Source organism: Micromonospora sp. WMMD708 (assembly GCF_049315245.1).
GTDB classification, from domain to species: domain Bacteria; phylum Actinomycetota; class Actinomycetes; order Mycobacteriales; family Micromonosporaceae; genus Micromonospora; species Micromonospora wenchangensis.
The window spans coordinates 6,093,220-6,110,082 of sequence record NZ_CP186060.1; the positions used below are offsets into that span (position 1 = coordinate 6,093,220).

16 protein-coding genes are annotated in these 16,863 nt (G+C 73.3%); 5 read left to right on the forward strand and 11 right to left on the reverse strand.

Translation table 11 applies throughout. The features are described 5' to 3' along the window. Window positions 1-14: 14 nt before the first annotated feature. From ACN260_RS26860 to ACN260_RS26875, 4 genes are read right to left on the reverse strand one after another with little or no spacing between them, the layout of a single operon-like run. A complete protein-coding gene (locus tag ACN260_RS26860; RefSeq protein ID WP_422753623.1) occupies window positions 15-1,979 on the reverse strand; it encodes a DUF5941 domain-containing protein in 1,965 nt (654 codons plus the stop codon). Then, a complete protein-coding gene (locus ACN260_RS26865; RefSeq protein ID WP_422753624.1) occupies window positions 1,976-2,716 on the reverse strand; it encodes an ABC transporter ATP-binding protein in 741 nt (246 codons plus the stop codon). Before ACN260_RS26865 ends, ACN260_RS26860 begins: the two co-directional genes overlap by 4 nt. Further along, a complete protein-coding gene (locus tag ACN260_RS26870; protein WP_422753625.1) occupies window positions 2,717-3,544 on the reverse strand; it encodes an ABC transporter permease in 828 nt (275 codons plus the stop codon). Between the two features lie 59 nt (window positions 3,545-3,603). Beyond that, window positions 3,604-4,974, reverse strand: a complete 1,371-nt coding sequence (locus ACN260_RS26875; RefSeq protein ID WP_422753626.1) for an L-serine ammonia-lyase — start codon at window positions 4,972-4,974, stop codon at window positions 3,604-3,606. Between the two features lie 311 nt (window positions 4,975-5,285). On the opposite strand from ACN260_RS26875, the gene ACN260_RS26880 reads away from it, so the two are divergent. After that, the gene (locus ACN260_RS26880; protein ID WP_204925876.1) at window positions 5,286-5,492 is read left to right on the forward strand and encodes a PspC domain-containing protein; all 207 of its coding nucleotides are present in this window, start codon (window positions 5,286-5,288) and stop codon (window positions 5,490-5,492) included. Window positions 5,493-5,675: 183 nt separating this feature from the next. Here the strand turns inward: ACN260_RS26880 and ACN260_RS26885 are convergent, their stop codons facing one another. The 7 genes from ACN260_RS26885 to pdxH form a co-directional block, all read right to left on the reverse strand. Then, on the reverse strand, window positions 5,676-6,443 hold the full coding sequence (locus ACN260_RS26885; protein WP_422753627.1) for a DUF4230 domain-containing protein: 768 nt from the start codon (window positions 6,441-6,443) through the stop codon (window positions 5,676-5,678). Window positions 6,444-6,544: 101 nt separating this feature from the next. Then, entirely contained in the window at window positions 6,545-7,708 is a 1,164-nt protein-coding gene (locus ACN260_RS26890) for an acyl-CoA dehydrogenase family protein (protein WP_422753628.1), read from the reverse strand. 32 nt (window positions 7,709-7,740) lie between these two features. Further along, window positions 7,741-8,046 carry a type II toxin-antitoxin system VapB family antitoxin gene (locus ACN260_RS26895; protein ID WP_145917627.1) on the reverse strand — a complete coding sequence of 102 codons (306 nt, stop codon included), beginning with the start codon at window positions 8,044-8,046 and terminating at the stop codon, window positions 7,741-7,743. A gap of 179 nt (window positions 8,047-8,225) precedes the next feature. Further along, window positions 8,226-8,828 (reverse strand): nitroreductase family protein, encoded by a 603-nt coding sequence (locus ACN260_RS26900; RefSeq protein WP_422753629.1) that lies wholly within the window; start codon window positions 8,826-8,828, stop codon window positions 8,226-8,228. Between the two features lie 2 nt (window positions 8,829-8,830). Then, window positions 8,831-9,760, reverse strand: coding sequence for an aldose 1-epimerase family protein (locus tag ACN260_RS26905; protein ID WP_422753630.1), 930 nt, complete (start codon window positions 9,758-9,760; stop codon window positions 8,831-8,833). Window positions 9,761-9,818: 58 nt separating this feature from the next. Continuing rightward, window positions 9,819-11,111 carry an MFS transporter gene (locus tag ACN260_RS26910; protein WP_422753631.1) on the reverse strand — a complete coding sequence of 431 codons (1,293 nt, stop codon included), beginning with the start codon at window positions 11,109-11,111 and terminating at the stop codon, window positions 9,819-9,821. Then, a complete protein-coding gene (pdxH, locus tag ACN260_RS26915; protein ID WP_422756839.1) occupies window positions 11,108-11,737 on the reverse strand; it encodes a pyridoxamine 5'-phosphate oxidase in 630 nt (209 codons plus the stop codon). The genes ACN260_RS26910 and pdxH overlap by 4 nt, the downstream gene beginning before the upstream one ends. Before the next feature lie 270 nt (window positions 11,738-12,007). Between pdxH and ACN260_RS26920 the strand changes: the two genes are divergently transcribed. The 4 genes from ACN260_RS26920 to ACN260_RS26935 all read left to right on the forward strand — a co-directional run bounded on the left by ACN260_RS26920 (window position 12,008) and on the right by ACN260_RS26935 (window position 16,822). Then, window positions 12,008-13,114, forward strand: a complete 1,107-nt coding sequence (locus tag ACN260_RS26920; RefSeq protein ID WP_145917623.1) for a citrate synthase 2 — start codon at window positions 12,008-12,010, stop codon at window positions 13,112-13,114. 262 nt (window positions 13,115-13,376) lie between these two features. Next, on the forward strand, window positions 13,377-14,504 hold the full coding sequence (gene serC / locus ACN260_RS26925) for a phosphoserine transaminase (protein ID WP_422753632.1): 1,128 nt from the start codon (window positions 13,377-13,379) through the stop codon (window positions 14,502-14,504). A 188-nt stretch (window positions 14,505-14,692) separates the two neighbouring features. Next, entirely contained in the window at window positions 14,693-15,775 is a 1,083-nt protein-coding gene (gene sepH / locus ACN260_RS26930) for a septation protein SepH (protein WP_402893600.1), read from the forward strand. Between the two features lie 60 nt (window positions 15,776-15,835). After that, entirely contained in the window at window positions 15,836-16,822 is a 987-nt protein-coding gene (locus ACN260_RS26935; RefSeq protein WP_422753633.1) for an aldo/keto reductase, read from the forward strand. Window positions 16,823-16,863: the final 41 nt, after the last annotated feature.

Genomic DNA, 16,863 nt, shown 5'->3' on the forward strand with positions numbered 1-16,863 from the left:
CCCCGCCCCCGTCGTCAGCCCGGCGAGGCACCCCGCACGGGTACGGCCGCCGCCCGGCCCGCGCGGGCCGGCAGGACGACCCAGGCCAGCACGACACTCGCCACGAACACCACCAGAAGGTACGTACCGATTGTAGCCATGGCAGGAGCGGCAAATCCGGCGATCGCCGCCACCGCCAGCAGCACCGAACGCCCCTCCCAGCCCAGCGTCCAGGCGTGCAACGGCGGGGCCGCCTGCCGCTTCTCCAACCGGGCGGTCAGGTCGTAGTGGTGCACGGTCAGCACGAAGACGTACCCGAAGACCAGCCAGGCCGGTACCCCGCCGACCACCCCGACCACGGCGGCGAACAGGTACTCGCCGGCCCGCAGCGCCGCCGGCACCAGCCAGTCCAGCGGCCCGTTGTGCGCCGCGCCCGCGCCCAGCCCGGCGACCAGCAGCACCACCAGCGCCACCGGCAGCCACCAGCGCAGACCCCCCGGGTCGCCGTCGCCGGCCGCCCGGAACAGCCCCACCACCAGCAGCACCGCCGGCCCGAGCACCCCGAGCACCGCCAGGGTCAACGGGCCCATCGGCCGGACCACCGGCAGCCGGGCCGCCAGCGGCCCGTCGTCGCGGTGCAGCGTCGCGTCGACGGTGTCCAGCACCGGCACCCACATCCAGCGCGCCCGCAGGGTCCGCAACGCGCCCGTGTAACCGAACGCCAGCACCCCCCACACCAGCACCGAGACCAGGCTGACCAGCGGCCCGAACAGCGCGGCGGTGACCGCGATCAACGCCCACCGCTCGCCGATCGGGAAGACCACCGTCCGCTTCAGCCAGTACGACACCGAGCCGGTGTCCGCCTGCACCCGGGTCGAGGCGGCGTTCAGCTTCCCGCCGATCCCCCCGGCGGCCGGGCCGGCCGGGCGGGGACGCCGGGCCGCCTCGTCGTGCAGCACCCCGTACCAGGCGTCGGTCATGTGCCTGACGGTCTGCAACGTCATCGCGGCGATGGCCAGCGCCCAGCCGTACCGGAACCCGGCGTGCGTCGCGCCGTAGCCCAGCCCGGCGTAGACCAGGTACTCCTTGGCCCGGTCGGCCATCGTGTCCAGCCAGCCGCCCCAGGCGCTGAAGTGCCGGGTGTAGCGGGCCAACTGCCCGTCCACGCAGTCCAGCACGAACCCCAGGTAGAGCAGGACCGCGCCGGCCACCAGGGCGGGCCGGCCACCCGCGCCGAAGAGCACCGCCGCGACCACCGCGAACAGCACCGAGATCATGGTGACCCCGGTCGGCGTCAGGCCCAGCCGGGCACACGCCTTCGTCACGTACGGCGACCAGGTGCTGACGAAGTAAGTGGTGAAGAAGTCGTCGCGTTCCTTCACCGACAGCCGCAGCTGCGCCCGGTCCTCGTCCACCCCGGCCAGGGCCGCCTCGGCGGCGGCCAGCCCGGCCGGATCGGCGATCCGGTGCGCCACGAGCAGGCGTACCCGGTGGGCGAAGGTCAGGGTGCCGAGGTCGGCCAGCGCGGCGAACAGCCGGTCCACGGCGACGCCGGCCGCCGGGGCGACGGCCGCCGAGCGGGCGGCGGCGGCCAACGCCGGCAGGTCGTCCGCGCCGACCCGCAGCGCGCCGCCGAAGACGCCGGTGGCGTCGGGCAGCTCCGGGCCGGCGTCGACCACCTGCCCGCGCTCCTCGCGGACCAGCGTCGCGCCGGCGGCCGGCGGGTCGGTGAGCACCAGGGCCACCGTCGGGCCGACCGGGCTGGTGGCCAGGTGCCGCAGTACGGCCGTGTGCGCGACCAGGTCGCCCCCGGTGACCAGGACCGGGCCGGTGACGGTGTCCACCAGGGCGGCCAGCGCGGGCAGGTCGGTGACGGTGTGCACCCGGTCCGCCCCGGCCCGGCGCAACTGCCCGGCGAGCCGGTCGGCAAGCGGTTCGCCCGTGCCGGTGGGCAGGCCCGCGGCCGGCGCACCGGCGGCGAGCACGATCGCCACGGTCATCGCGGCACCGCGGCGTGGTACGCGTCGAGCGCCTCGGCGACCGTCCCGTCCACGGTCAGCCGCCCGCCGTCGAGGTAGAGCCCCCGACGGCAGAACCGGGTCAGGTCCTTCTCGTTGTGTGACACCAGCACCAAGGTGCGCCCCTCCGCGAGCAGTCGGTCGATCGTCGAGTAACACTTCTTGCGGAACTCCGCGTCGCCCACCGCGGTCACCTCGTCCATCAGCAGGATCGGGTGCGGCAGGTGCGAGATGATCGCGAACCCGAGCCGCACCTTCATCCCCGACGAGTAGTGCCGCACCGAGGTGTCGATGGCCCGTTCCACCTGCTCACCGGCGAACCCGACGATGTCGTCGAAGTGCCGCCGCAGGTAGCCGGTGGAGAGTCCGTGCAGCCCGCCGACCAGGTAGAGGTTCTCCCGGCCGGTCAGGTCGTTGGAGAAGCCGGCGGAGAGTTCCAGCAGCGGCGCGACGTCACCGGAGACGGTGATCCGCCCCTCGTCGGGGATGAGCACCCCGGCGATCAGCCGCAGCAGGGTGCTCTTGCCGGTGCCGTTGCGCCCGATCACGCCGACCGTGTCGCCCGGCGCGACGGTGAACGAGACGTCCCGCAGCGGCCAGAACTGGCCGGTGGCGGCCCGGCCGCCCCGGTGGATGAACAGTTCCCGCAGCCGCAGCTGCCGACGCCGGTTGCGGACGAACCGGATGCCGAGCCCCTGCGCCTCGATGATCGGCGGCACCTACAGTTCCTTCAGCACGGCCGGTTCGAGCCGGCGGAACGCCCACCAGCCGGCGGCCAGCACCAGCAGGCTCCCGGCGATCGTGGTGGTCAGCAGCCGGGCGTCCGGGAACTCGTCCGGGTACCAGATGGCGTGCTGGAGTTGGAAGATGCCGACCAGCGGGTTCAGCTCGTACGCCATCTTGACCCAGCCCGGCATGCCCGACTCCCGGACCAGGCTCAACGGGTAGATGATCGGGGTGGCGTAGAACAGCACCCGGATGACCAGCCGCATGAACCGTTCCACGTCGCGCATCAGCACGTTCACCGCGGACAGCAGCAGGGCCAGTCCGACCAGCAGGGTGCCCTGCACGGCGACGGCCAGCGGCAGGCTCAGCAGCGACCAGCCCAGCGTGACCCGGCCGTTGGCGGCGTAGACGACCGCGACGGCCAGCAGGATCGGCAGGCCGGCGACGTACTCGGCGAACCGGCCGGTGACCCGGCCGATCGGGAAGACCTGCCGGGGCACGTTCATCGTGGTGATCAGGCGGGACTGCCCGGTCAGCGCGTTGGTCGCCTCGCTCAGCGCCGAACTCGTCCACATCCAGGCGAAGATGCCGGTGATCAGGAACAGCGGGTACGACCCGGCGGCCTCGCCGAGGTGCCGGTTGGTCGGCCCGGAGTAGAGCACCCCGAAGACGAAGAAGTAGATCGCGCCCATCCCCAGCGGCTCGATCAGCGACCAGAGGTAACCGAGCACGGACTGCCGGTACTTCACCGCGAGATCGCGTCTGACCAGGATGCGCAGCGAGTTGCGGTGCGACCACAACGCCGTGACGCCTGCGGTCACCGTCGCCTCCCGCCTGACAACAACGGACGACAGGTTAGCAGTCGGTGAACGAACGCCCCTCAGCACTCGATCACGTTGACGGCCAGGCCGCCGCGTGCCGTCTCCTTGTACTTGACCTTCATGTCCGCCCCGGTCTCGCGCATGGTCTTGATGACCTTGTCGAGCGAGACGTGGTGCACCCCGTCGCCGCGCAGCGCGAGCCGGGCCGCCGTGATCGCCTTGATGCTAGCCACCGCGTTGCGCTCGATGCAGGGGATCTGCACCAGCCCCCCGACCGGGTCGCAGGTCAACCCGAGGTTGTGCTCCATGCCGATCTCGGCGGCGTTCTCCACCTGCTCGGGGGTGCCGCCCAGCGCCTCGGCCAGCCCGGCGGCGGCCATCGAGCACGCCGACCCGACCTCGCCCTGGCAGCCCACCTCGGCCCCGGAGATCGAGGCGTTCTCCTTGAACAGCACCCCGATAGCCCCGGCGGCCAGCAGGAACCGCACCACCCCCTCGTCGGAGGCGGCCGGCACGAACCGGGTGTAGTAGTGCAGCACCGCCGGGATGATCCCGGCCGCGCCGTTCGTCGGGGCGGTCACCACCCGGCCACCGGCGGCGTTCTCCTCGTTGACCGCGAGCGCGAACAGGGTCACCCAGTCCATCGCGCGCAGCGGGTCGGCCGCGCCCGCGTCGGCCTCCAGGCTGCGGCGCAACTCGGCGGCGCGCCGCCGGACCCGCAGCCCACCCGGGAGTACGCCGTCCCGCCCGCCGCCCCGGGCCACGCACTCCCGCATCACCCGCCAGATGTCCAGCAGCCCGGCCCGCACGTCCGGCTCGCTGCGCCAGGACAGTTCGTTGGCGAGCATCACCCCGCTGATCGACAGGCCGGTGCCGGCGGTGACGTCGAGCAGTTCGGCACCGGTCGAGAAGGGGTGCGGCACGGCGGTGGTGTCCACGCTGATCCGGTCCGCCCCGGCCGCCGCCTCGTCCACCACGAACCCGCCACCGACCGAGTAGTAGGTCCGTTCGCGGACCTGCGCCCCCGCCGCGTCCCAGGCCGAGAAGACCATCCCGTTCGGGTGGTACGGCAACGAGCGGCGGCGGTGCAGCACCAGGTCCCGGTCCGGCTCGAAGTCGATCTCCTGGGTGCCGAGCAGGGCGAGCCGGCCCCGGGCGCGGATCTCGGCGACCCGGGGGTCGACGCTGTCGGTGTCCACCGTCTCCGGGCTCTCACCGGCCAGCCCGAGCAGCACGGCCCGGTCGCTGCCGTGGCCGTGGCCGGTGGCACCCAGCGAGCCGAACAACTCGGCCCGGACCCGGGTGACGGTGTGCAGCAGCCCGTCGGCCTTCAGCCCGGCGACGAAGGTCCGCCCGGCCCGCATCGGGCCCACGGTGTGCGAGCTGGACGGGCCGATGCCGACACTGAAGAGGTCGAAGACACTGATCATCGCTGCGCTTCCTCGCCGTCGCCCGGCTGGTGCCGGGCCCGGCCGGGTCCGTGGCCGCCGGGGTCGCCGGTGACCTGCTGATCCCGCCCGGGATGGGGGCGGTGTCGACCGGCGAGCCTACCCGCCCGGCCCACCGCACCCCGTCGTCCGCACCCCGTCGTCGCCGCCGGCAGGCGTCGGCCGGGGTCGACTCGGGTAACCACCTACGGGTACGGGGTCACCGGATCACCCTCGGGACGGAGGGCACGGTGGCCACCCCTTCCTACCGTGGAATGCAGCGCGGCGGATCGCCGCAGAGTGGGAGTACGACGATGAGTCGCAAACTGGTCCGACCCCGCGAGGGGCGCATGCTCGCCGGTGTCTGTGCCGGCCTGGCCCGCCGGTTCAACACCTCGGCCACCCTGGTCCGGCTGCTGTTCCTGCTGTCGCTGCTGCTGCCCGGCACCCAGGTGATCGTCTACCTGGTGCTGTGGATCCTGATGCCCAACGAGGACCGCTACGCCACCACCAGCCACTGACCGCCCCCGGCGGGCTTGCCCCGGCGGGCTTGCCCCGGCGGGCTTGCCCGGTGATCAAGAGGTCTGCGTCAACGTGAAGATCAAGAATGACGCGAACCTCTTGATCACCAAGACCGCCGTCGCAATCCCCCTACAGCGCCCTGCCCGTGCGGCACCGGTGCCGCACGGGCAGGGCGCTTCGGGTCAGGGGGCCGTGTAGGTGATGGTGATCTTCTCGTAGCCGAGCGAGCGGAGCAGGCCCTCCAGCATCTTGCGGGTGTTCTCCTCGGCGCGCTTGGCCAGGCCGCTGTCCCGGGCCGCCGTGGTGATCCGCTCCTCGGCCATCCGGTAGACCTGCTGCTGCCGGTTGGGGTCACCCTTGACCAGGTCACCGATCCGGTTGAACAGGCCGCGCTCCTCGGCGAAGACGTAGCTCTTGTCCATGTCGAGGTTGGTCTCGCCGAGCTGCGGCGCGGGCAGCTTGATCTCGACGGACTTGCCGTCGGCGGACGGCACCACCGCCCCCTCGCCGATCTTGCCGAAGTCGACGTACGCCTCGACGCTGCCCGCCCCGACGAACAGCGTCCGCTGGTTGAGCAGGAACTCCGGCACGTTGTTGCGGTCGTTCTGGAGGTCGACCACGACCTGGAAGTTGCCCTCGGCCGCCACGTAGCGGCTCAGATCCTGGATCGACTTGAGCAGCGGCGGCTGGCTGCGGTCGGTCTGTTCCTTGGCGAACGGGTTGCGGAAGTCCGGGAAGATCCCGGTCACCTGCGTACCGAGCAGCACCACCACGACCAACGCCGCCGCGCCGAGCACCCAGAGCAGCCCCCGGGCCGGGCCGCCGCCCGAGCGGGGCGGGTCGGCCGGTGGGGTGTCGGGGTCGTCCGGGTCGCCCGACCGGGTGCGCAGTGTGTCGGCGGTCGGGTAGCCGGGGAACTCACTCTGGGGGGTTTCACCGTCGCGGGCCATCGCCCTCACCGTCCTCGTCAGACACGTGCCTCTGTCGATGACGGTACGGCCACCGTACGACGCGCGCGCGGCGAGCGACCCGAACGGGTGACGGGCGGTCGTCAGCCGAAGGCGGACAACCCGGTGAGCCGCTGCCCGACGACCAGTTGGTGGATCTCGGAGGTGCCCTCGTAGGTGAGCACGCTCTCCAGGTTGTTGGCGTGCCGCATCACCGGGTACTCGCCGGAGACCCCGTTCGCGCCGAGGATCGTCCGGCACTGCCGGGCGATCGCCAGCGCCTCCCGCACGTTGTTCAGCTTGCCCACGCTGACCTGGTCGGGTCGCAGCGTGCCCGCGTCGGCCAGCCGGCCCAGGTGCAGGGCGAGCAGCAGGCCCTTGTTCCACTCGACGGCCATGTCGGCGAGCTTGGCCTGGGTCAGCTGGAAGCCGGCCAGCGGGCGACCGAACTGGGTCCGGGTGCCGGCGTAGGACAGCGCCGTCTCCAGGCAGTCCCGGGCCGCGCCGAGCGCGCCCCAGACGATGCCCTGCCGGGCCTCGGTCAGGCAGCTCAGCGGGGCCTTGAGCCCGACCGCGCCGGGCAGCAGGGCGTCCGCCGGCAGCCGCACCCCGTCGAGGGCGATCTCGCCGGTCACCGAGGCCCGCAGCGACATCTTGCGGCGGATCTCGCGCGCCGTCACCCCGGGGGTGTCCATCGGTACGAGGAAACCCCGCACCCCCTCGTCGGTACGTGCCCAGATCACCCCGACGTCGGCGACCGGCGCATTGGTGATCCACATCTTCGCGCCGTCGAGGACCCAGTCGTCGCCGTCGCGGCGGGCCCGGGTGGTCATCGAGGCCGGGTCGGAGCCGTGGTCGGGCTCGGTCAGCCCGAAACAGCCGATCGCCTCACCGGCGGCCATCGCGGGCAGCCAACGCTGCTTGTGCTCCTCGTCGCCGAAGCGCCAGACGGCGTACATGGCCAACGACCCCTGCACCGACACCAGGGAGCGGACGCCGGAGTCGCCGGCCTCCAGCTCCAGGCAGGCCAGCCCGTACGCGACCATCGAGGCGCCGGCGCAGCCGTACCCGGTCAGGTGCATGCCGAGCAGGCCGAGACGGCCGAACTCGCGGGCCAGTTCCCGGGCGGGGACGTCGCCGTCCTCGTACCAGCCGGCGACGTGCGGGCGGACCCGGTCGTCGACGAGGCGGCGGACGACGGCCCGGATCTGACGCTCCTCCTCGCTCAGCGAGGCGTCCACGTCCAGCAGGTCCAGCGGGGTGCCCATGGCCGCCACCTTAACGACTACTCAGGCGGGCGTCACTCGGGCTGGCCGTTGTAGACCAGCACCCGGGCGTGGATCTGGTTGCGCTGCTGCAATGCCGCGCGCAACGCCCGGTGCAGGCCGTCCTCCAGGTAGAGGCCACCGTTCCACTGCACCACGTGCGGGAACAGGTCGCCGTAGAAGGTGGAGTCCTCGGCGAGGAGCTTGTCCAGCGCCAGCTCGCGCTTGGTGGTGATGAGCTGGTCCAACCGCAACGGGCGGGGCGGGATCTCCGCCCACTGCTTCAACGTCAGGTTGTGCTCCGGATAGGGACGCCCGTCCCGGACCGCCTTGAAGATCACGGCACGCTCCCCTCCCCGTGGTCGGGCCGACCCTCGGCGTGGTGCCGGGTCACGCCGAGCTGCCGCACCGTGCGGCACCGATCACGGTGCCAGCCTATCCGCCCCCGCCACACCACGTTCCGCTCCCCGTTGTCGCTTCCCGTCGCCCCGACACCCGCTGCGGATGGTACGAACCAGCATCAACTCCATCGGCCACGCCGGACCACCTCGTCCACCGGCCGACGCCCCCGCCGCAGCGAGGGTGACCGATGGTCGACCGCCCGGTAACCTATCGTGATCGCGCCGATCGGGTGGTACTCCCCCGGCACCCCGAACGCCTCCCGGTAGGCCGACAGCCGGTCCGGGGGAATGCCGAAGAAGCACGCCCCCAGCCCCTCGTCCACGGCGGTGAGCAGCATCAGCAACGCGGCGAAGCCGGTGTCGACGTACCAGTAGGGCACCGGCCAGCGGTCCTCCGAGCGGTCCACCCAGCCCTTGTCCGGCTCGGCGTACCGCTCCAGGTAGGCCGAGCGGTTGGCGTGCGGCACCACGATCAGCGGGGCCCGGCGCATCCCGGCCAGCCACCGCTCCCGCCCACCACCGCCGGGCGTGGCCGCCGCCCAGAACCGGTCCCGGTCCGCCGGCTCCTCCAGCACCAGGAAACCCCAGCCCTGGGCGAAGCCGGCCGACGGCGCCCGGACCGCATGGTCCAGCAGCCGCTGCACCACCTCCGGTGGGACCGGACGGTCCGGGTCGTAGTTGCGCACCATCCGGCGACGCCGGACCACCTCGCCGAACTCCACGCTCAGACCCCGGGCCGGATGCCCCAGGTGCCCCGCCAGGTCTCCCCCGGGGCCAGCGCGATCACGTCCCGACCGGACCGGAACGCGTCCGGCGGGCAGGTCATCGGCTCCACCGCCACCGACCGGCGGTGCCGCTCGCCGGTCAACGCGTCACCGGTGAAGACCTGCCACCAGCCGAACCGGTGGTCGGCCCACAGGCACACCCCGTCCGCGTCGTCCGGGGCGGTCAGGGTCACCGACGAACCACCGTCGTCGTCCCGGATCACGTCGCCGAAGCAGAGGTCGAGCTGCGCGTCGCCGATCGGCCGGGCGGTGGTCCAGTCGTACTCGGTGCCGGCCACCGGGGTCGCCCCGATCGGCAGCAGCCGGGCGTCGACCTGGAGCCGGCTACGGGCCGGCAGCCGCATCGTCAGGTCGTCCACCGCGACCCCGGCCAGCCGCAGGTACGGGTGGACGGAGAAGCCGAACGGCGCGGCCTCGGCACCGGTATTGGTCACCTCGTGCTCGCCGCGCAGCCCGTCCGCGCCCACGCTCCACCGGCTCCGCAGCCGCAGCGACCACGGGTAGCCGGGGGTGGGCGGCAGGTCGTAGCCGAGGGTCACCGCGTCGGCCGACTCCTCGACCGGCTGCCAGCGCACCCAGTTGACCAGGCCGTGCAGGGCGACCCCCCGGGCCGGCTCGGTCAGGTCGAGCTGCAACGACCGGCCGCCGAAGGAGTACTGCCCGTCCCTGATCCGGTTCGGCCAGGGCGCCAGCACCTGCCCGGCGCTACTGGGGGTGATCTCGTCCTCGGCGTACCCGTCGAGGTAGTCGACCCCGTTGCGCCGGTAGGTCCGAACCCCACCGCCGACCTCGACGATGACGGCCTCGTGGCCGTCGGCGGCGATCGTCCACTGTGTCCCCGAGGGCGGGCGGTGCGCAGCGTTGTCCATGCCGTGACCTTAGTCCGTGCCCTGTCCGGCCCGCCGGACCCGGCGCACCCGTCCCACGTCAGCCACGGCCCTGCGCCGTCGTGCCCGCCCGGTAGCGCAGCAGGGCCGGGAAACCCACCACCAGCAGCACCGCCAGCCCGGCCGAGAGCAGCCCGCCGGCCACCCAGGCGACCGAGCCGCCGAACCCGGCGGCCATCGCCCCGGCCCGCAGGTCGCCCAGCCGGGGCCCGCCGGCCACCACCACCGTGTTCACCCCCTGGAGCCGGCCGCGCATCCGGTCCGGCGCGTAGATCAGCAGCATCGACTGCCGCAGTACCGCGCTGACCAGGTCGGCCGCCCCGGCCACCGCGAGCAGCAGTACCACCAGCCAGAGCTGCCGGGCCAGCCCGGCCGCCGCGATGGCCAACCCCCAGCCGACCACCGCCACCACCAGGGCGAGCCCCTGCCGCCGCAGCCGGCCGATCCAGCCGGAGGTCAGCCCGCCCAGCATCGCGCCGATCGCGATGGCGCTGTAGAGCCACCCGACCGCCGCGCCGCCGCCGAACCGTTCCTGCGCCACCTCGGGGAAGAGCGCCCGGGGCATGGCCAGGATCATCGCGATCAGGTCGATGGCGAACGAGGAGAGCAGCACCGGCGTGGTGGCCAGGTAGCGGAACCCGTCGAGGATGCCCGCCAGGCCACCCCGGCGCGCCTCACCCTCGGCCGGTGGGGCCGGGGGCATCGCGGGCAGCCGCACCGTCGCCACCACCAGCCCGGTGAACAGCAGGGCGTCGGCCGCGTAGGCGACCGGCAGCCCGGCGTCGGTGCCGAACGCGGCGAAGACCAGGCCGGCGGCGAGCGGGCCGGCCACCGCCGCGGCGGTGAAGGTGGTGTAGTTCAGGGTGCTGCCCGCCGGGACCAGCTCGGGCGGGAGCAGCCGGGGCAGGATCGCCGACCGGGCCGGCGAGCTGATCGCGAACGCGATCGAGTGCACCGTCACCAGCGCCAGCAGCAGCACCGGGCTGCCGAGCCCGGACAGCGCGTGCCCGAGCAGGCCGAGCATCGACAGCCAGAGCAGCGCCGAGCCGGCCAGCAGCACCCGCCGCCGGTCCCGGGCGTCGGCCACCGCCCCGCCCCACAGCCCGAAGACCAGCAGCGGCAGGAACCCGGCCACCCCGAGCAGCCCCACCCAGAAGGAATCCCGGGTCAGCGCGTACATCTCCACCGGTACGGCGACCGCGGTGAACTGGAACCCGAACATCGCCACCGTGTTGCCGAGCCACATCCGGCGGTACGCGGGGACCCGCAGCGGACGCAGGTCGATGGCCAGCCGACCGGCCCGCCCCCGCCGGGTCGGTGTGACGGCGGTCACGGGGCCAACCGCTCGACGGCCCAGCCGTCCCCCTCGACCCGGCGGAACCGCAGCCGGTCGTGCAACCGGCCGGCCCGACCCTGCCAGAACTCCACCGTCTCCGGGTGCACCCGGAACCCGCCCCAGTGCGGGGGCGCCGGGACCGGCGTGCCGGCCGGGAACCGCTCCGCCACCTCCCGGTACGCCTCCTGGAGCGCGGCCCGGTCCGGCACCACCGCCGACTGGGTGCTCGCCCAGGCCCCGAGCTGGGAGCCACGCGGCCGGGACGCGAAGTACGCCTCGGTCTCACCCCGCCCGACGTGCGCCACCCGACCGGTCACCACCACCTGCCGCTGCATCGGGAACCAGGGGAAGACCAGGCTGGCCCACGGGTTGTCGGCCAGTTCGGTGCCCTTGCGCGAGCCGTGGTTGGTGAAGAAGACGAAACCCTGCGGGTCGTACTCCTTGAGCAGCACGGTCCGGCCGCTGGGCCGACCGGCGGCGTCGGCGGTGCCGAGGACCATCGCGTTCGGCTCGGGCAGGCCGGCGGCGATCGCGTCGGCGAGCCAGCGGCCGAACTGGGTGGGCCAGTCGGCGGCCAGGTCCGTCTCGGAAAGCCCCAGGTCGGCGGCGTACTCGTGCCGCATGGCCGCCAGAGCTGGTGTGTCGCCCGTCACGTCGTCCTCCTCGCACCGGCCGTCCGCGTCCCGACGACGCCGGTCAGCCCACAGACCAGTCTCACGGAGCGCACCCCGGCGTCCAGCGGCGGGGATGTCGCGTGCAGCACAGTCGCAGCGGGTCGCGCGCTTGGTTACCCACCAGGCAAGATGACGAGAAGACATCCCTGAGGGTCGCCGTAGGTACCGGGCCGGACCGAGCCCGTAACGGGCGCACCGAGCCAGAAGCCAGGAGACGACATGGCCGACTTCAAACCGGGCCTCGAAGGCGTCGTGGCCTTCGAGACCGAGATCGCCGAACCGGACCGCGAGGGCGGCGCGCTGCGCTACCGGGGCGTGGACATCGAGGATCTGATCGGCCAGGTCTCCTTCGGCAACGTCTGGGCCCTGCTGGTCGACGGGCGTTTCGGCCCCGGCCTGCCCCCCGCCGAGCCGTTCCCGGTGCCGGTGCACTCCGGTGACATCCGCGTCGACGTGCAGTCCGCGGTCGCGATGCTCGCCCCGTACTGGGGGCTCAGCCAACTGCTCGACATCTCCGACGCCCAGGCCCGCGCCGACCTGGCCCGGGTCTCGGTCACCGCGCTGTCCTTCGTCGCCCAGTCCGCCCGTGGCCTGGGTCTGCCGGCGGTGCCGCAGAAGGAGATCGACAAGGCGGAGACCATCGTCGAGCGGTTCATGAAGCGCTGGCGCGGCGAGCCCGACCCGCGGCACGTCAAGGCTGTCGACGCGTACTTCATCTCGGCCGCCGAGCACGGCCTGAACGCCTCCACCTTCACCGCCCGGATCGTCGCCTCCACCGGGGCCGACGCGGCGGCCTGCATCTCCTCCGGCATCGGCGCGCTCTCCGGCCCGCTGCACGGCGGCGCGCCGTCGCGGGTGCTCACCATGCTGGAGGCCGTCGAGCGCAGCGGCGACGCCGAGGGGTACGTCAAGGGCGTCCTCGACCGGGGCGAGCGGCTGATGGGCTTCGGCCACCGCGTCTACCGGGCCGAGGACCCGCGCGCCCGGGTGCTCCGGCGCACCGCCCGGGAGCTGGGCGCACCGCGCTTCGAGGTCGCCGAGGCGCTGGAGAAGGCCGCCCTGGCCGAGCTCCAGGCCCGCCGCCCGGACCGGGTCCTCGCCACCAACGTCGAGTTCTGGTCGGCCGTGGTGCTCGACTTCGCCGAGGTGCCGGCGCACATGTTCACCTCGATGTTCACCTGCGCCCGGATGGGCGGCTGGTCGGCGCACATCCTGGAGCAGAAGAAGCTCCAGCGGCTCGTCCGGCCGTCGGCCCGCTACGTCGGGCCCGGCACCCGCAAGCCGCAGCAGGTCGAGGGCTGGGACGCCATCCCGCACGGCGTCTGAGCACACCTGTTCGCAGGGGGCGTCGACCGGCCGGTCGACGCCCCCTGCGCGTGGCCGGCCACCCGCCCCCGGTGTGTCCGACGCCTCAGCCCCGGGCCTGGGACCAGCCGGCATCCGGGCCGCCACGGGTGCGAGGATGAAGGCCGGCAGTGTCGCCGGACCAGGCCCGGACCCGGCCACGACGTGCGCCAGCGCGCGTCCGCCGCGGCTCCGCGCCCGTTGAAGGGCCCGCCCTCGCCCATGCGGAAGGATCGAGAAAACCGTGGCTGACGCACCGACCATCCGGATTCCCGACGACATCAAGCCCGCCGACGGGCGGTTCGGCTGCGGGCCGTCCAAGGTCCGTCCGGCGGCGGTCTCCGCGCTCGCCGACGTGGCGACCAGCTTCCTGGGCACCTCGCACCGGCAGCAGACCGTCCGGGCCGAGGTCGCCCGGCTCCGCCGGGGCCTGGCCGAGTTCTTCTCCCTCCCCGAGGGTTACGAGGTGGTCCTCGGCAACGGCGGCACCACCGCCTTCTGGGAGGTCGCCACCTTCGGGCTGGTCCGTGACCGGGCCCAGTTCGCCAGCTTCGGCGAGTTCGGCGCGAAGTTCGCCAAGTCCGTCTCCGACGCGCCGTTCCTCGGCGAGCCGACCGTCCGCAAGGCCGAGCCGGGCAGCGCCCCGAGCCTGGTCGCCGAGGCCGGAGTGGACGTCTACGCCACCCCGCACAACGAGACCTCCACCGGTGTCGCGGTGCCGATCGGCCGGGTCGCCGACGCCGACCCGGGCTCGCTGCTGCTGGTCGACGCCACCTCCGGAGCCGGCGGTCTGGACGTCAACGTCGGCGAGACCGACGTCTACTACTTCGCCCCGCAGAAGTGCTTCGGCTCCGAGGGCGGCCTCTGGCTGGCCCTGATGTCGCCGGCAGCGCTGGAGCGGGCCGCCGAGATCAAGGGCTCGGGCCGCTACATCCCGGCCTTCCTCGACCTGGTCACCGCGATCGACAACTCGCGGCTGGAGCAGACGTACAACACCCCGGCGCTGGCGACCATCTTCCTGGCCGCCGAGCAGACCGACTGGATGAACTCGCAGGGCGGCCTGAGCTGGGCGGCCAAGCGCACCGCCGAGAGCGCCGGGATCGTCTACGGCTGGGCCGAGCGGTCCGCGTTCGCCACCCCGTTCGTCACCGATCCGACGCTGCGCTCCAACGTGGTCGCCACCGTCGACTTCGCCGACGGGGTCGACGCCGCCGTGATCGCCAAGGTGCTGCGGGCCAACGGGATCGTCGACACCGAGCCGTACCGCAAGCTCGGCCGCAACCAGCTGCGGGTCGCGCTCTTCCCGGCGGTGGAACCGTCCGACGTGGAGGCGCTCACCGCCGCCATCGACTACGTCGTCGAGCGGCTCTGATCACATCCGTCACGGTGGGTGGTCGCAGCGGCTGCTGCGGCCACCCACTGTGATCATTGCCGCAGCTCAGTCGCGACATGCGGATTCACCTCCCCCACCTGTGGGCAGATGGGCGTACGGTGGTGCGAGGACGCCCGGGTGGCCGGCTCGTGGCGTGACGGCCAGCGAAGCGGGACGGAGGCTACGCCATGCGCCCAGTACGCTTCGTCGCCCTCTCCGAGGACGGCCAGGCGCTGGTGCTCGCCGACGAGGTCGGGCGCCTGCTCGCCCTCCCCATCGACGAACGCATCGCGACCGTGCTGCACGCGGAGCCGGGCACGCCGCCGCTCGCCGTCGTCCCGGTCGGGGCCGATCCGACCCCGTCGCTGTCCCCCCGGGACATCCAGGCCCGCATCCGCTCCGGCGAGTCCGCCGAGGACGTCGCCCGGATCGCCGGTGTCCCCGTCGACCGGGTGCTGCGCTACGCCGGCCCGGTGCTCCAGGAGCGGGCCATGCTCGCCCAGCACGCCCGGCGCACCCGGCTCAAGGGCGCCGAGAAGGCCACCCCGCTGGCCGAGGTGGTCAACGGCCGGCTGGCCCAGCACGGCATCGACACCGAGAAGATCTCCTGGGACGCCTTCCGGCGCGACGACGGCACCTGGCGGATCATCGCGACCTGGCCGTCGGGCAAGGCCACCGCGCAGGCCGTCTGGGATCTCGACAAGCTCCGGCAGAACGTCACCCCGCACGACGACATGGCGCAGTACCTGTGCGCCGAGCGTCCCACGCCGATCCTCGGCCAGGAACCGGCACCGGAGCGGGGCGGTCACGCGCTGCCCGGCCCGTCGCGCGGTGAGCCGAGCCGGGGCGGGCACGGCCTGCCGGCCGCGGGCGAGCAGGCCCGACCGGGCCGGGACCCGATCCGGGCCGGCCGGGACGCGCTGCTCGCCTCGCTGGACCGTCCGCTCGGCGGCACCTCGGGACGGGGTCTGGACCCGCGCTCCCCGGCCGCGCTGGCCGGTGCCGACGCCCCCCGCCAGCGGGCCGTCGGCGGTGGCGCCGCCGCGCTGCTCGGCGGTGGGCAGGGTTCCGCCTTCGACGACGACTCGGACGCGCCGAAGGAGGTCCCGGCCGTGCCGTCGCTGGCGGTGCTCCGGCCGCGTCGCACCGGCGCGGCGGCTGCTGCCGCCGGTGGCGAGTCGACGGACGCCTCGGGCAAGCCGCGTAAGCGCCTGCCGAGCTGGGACGACGTCCTCTTCGGCAGTGGCCCGGCGGCCCGCGAGTCCTCCTGACCCGGGGCTCCACCCTGGCGGCGCACGGCAGTGTGCTGCCGCACGTGCCAGGGTGGGGTCATGGAGTACACGAATCTGGGACGCACCGGCCTGTCGGTGAGCCGGCTCTGCCTCGGCACGATGAACTTCGGGCCGCAGACGTCCGAGCCGGACAGTTTCGCCATCATGGACCGGGCGCTCGAACACGGCATCAACTTCTTCGACACCGCCAACGTGTACGGCTGGCAGACCGGTGAGGGGATCACCGAGCAGATCATCGGCCGCTGGTTCGCCCAGGGTGGGGGCCGGCGGGACAAGGTCGTCCTGGCCACCAAGGTCTACGGCAAGATGGGCGAGTGGCCCAACGACCAGGGGCTGAGCGCCCGGCACATCGTCCGGGCCTGTGAGGACTCGCTACGCCGGCTCCAGACCGACGTGATCGACCTCTACCAGATGCACCACGTCTCCCGCAGCACCCCGTGGGAGGAGATCTGGCAGGCGATGGAGACCCTGGTCGCACAGGGCAAGGTGATCTACGTCGGGTCGTCCAACTTCGCCGGTTGGCACATCGCCCAGGCGCAGGCCGCCGCCGCGGGGCGCAACTTCCTCGGCCTGGTCGCCGAGCAGTCCCTCTACAACCTGCTCACCCGGCACGTCGAGCTGGAGGTGATCCCCGCCGCGCAGCACTACGGGCTCGGGGTCATCCCGTGGTCGCCGCTGCACGGCGGGCTGCTCTCCGGGGTGCTGCGCAAGATGGCCGAGGGCGGTGCCGCGCGGGGCACCGCCGGTCGCGCCGCCGACGGGCTCGCCGCGCACCGGCCGGCCATCGAGGCGTACGAGAAGTTCTGCGCGGAGCGGGGTCAGGACCCGGCCGACGTGTCGTTGGCCTGGCTGCTCTCCCGGCCCGGGGTGACCGCCCCGATCATCGGCCCGCGTACGGTGGCGCAGCTCGACAACACCCTGGGGGCGCTCTCGGTGGAGATCGACGAGGCGACGGAGCAGCGGCTCGACGAGCTGTTCCCGCCGGTCGGCAACGGTGGCCCCGGCCCGGAGGCCTGGGCCTGGTGACCCACCCGCCGGGGTGATCGGGCTGTTCGATCGCGCCGGGC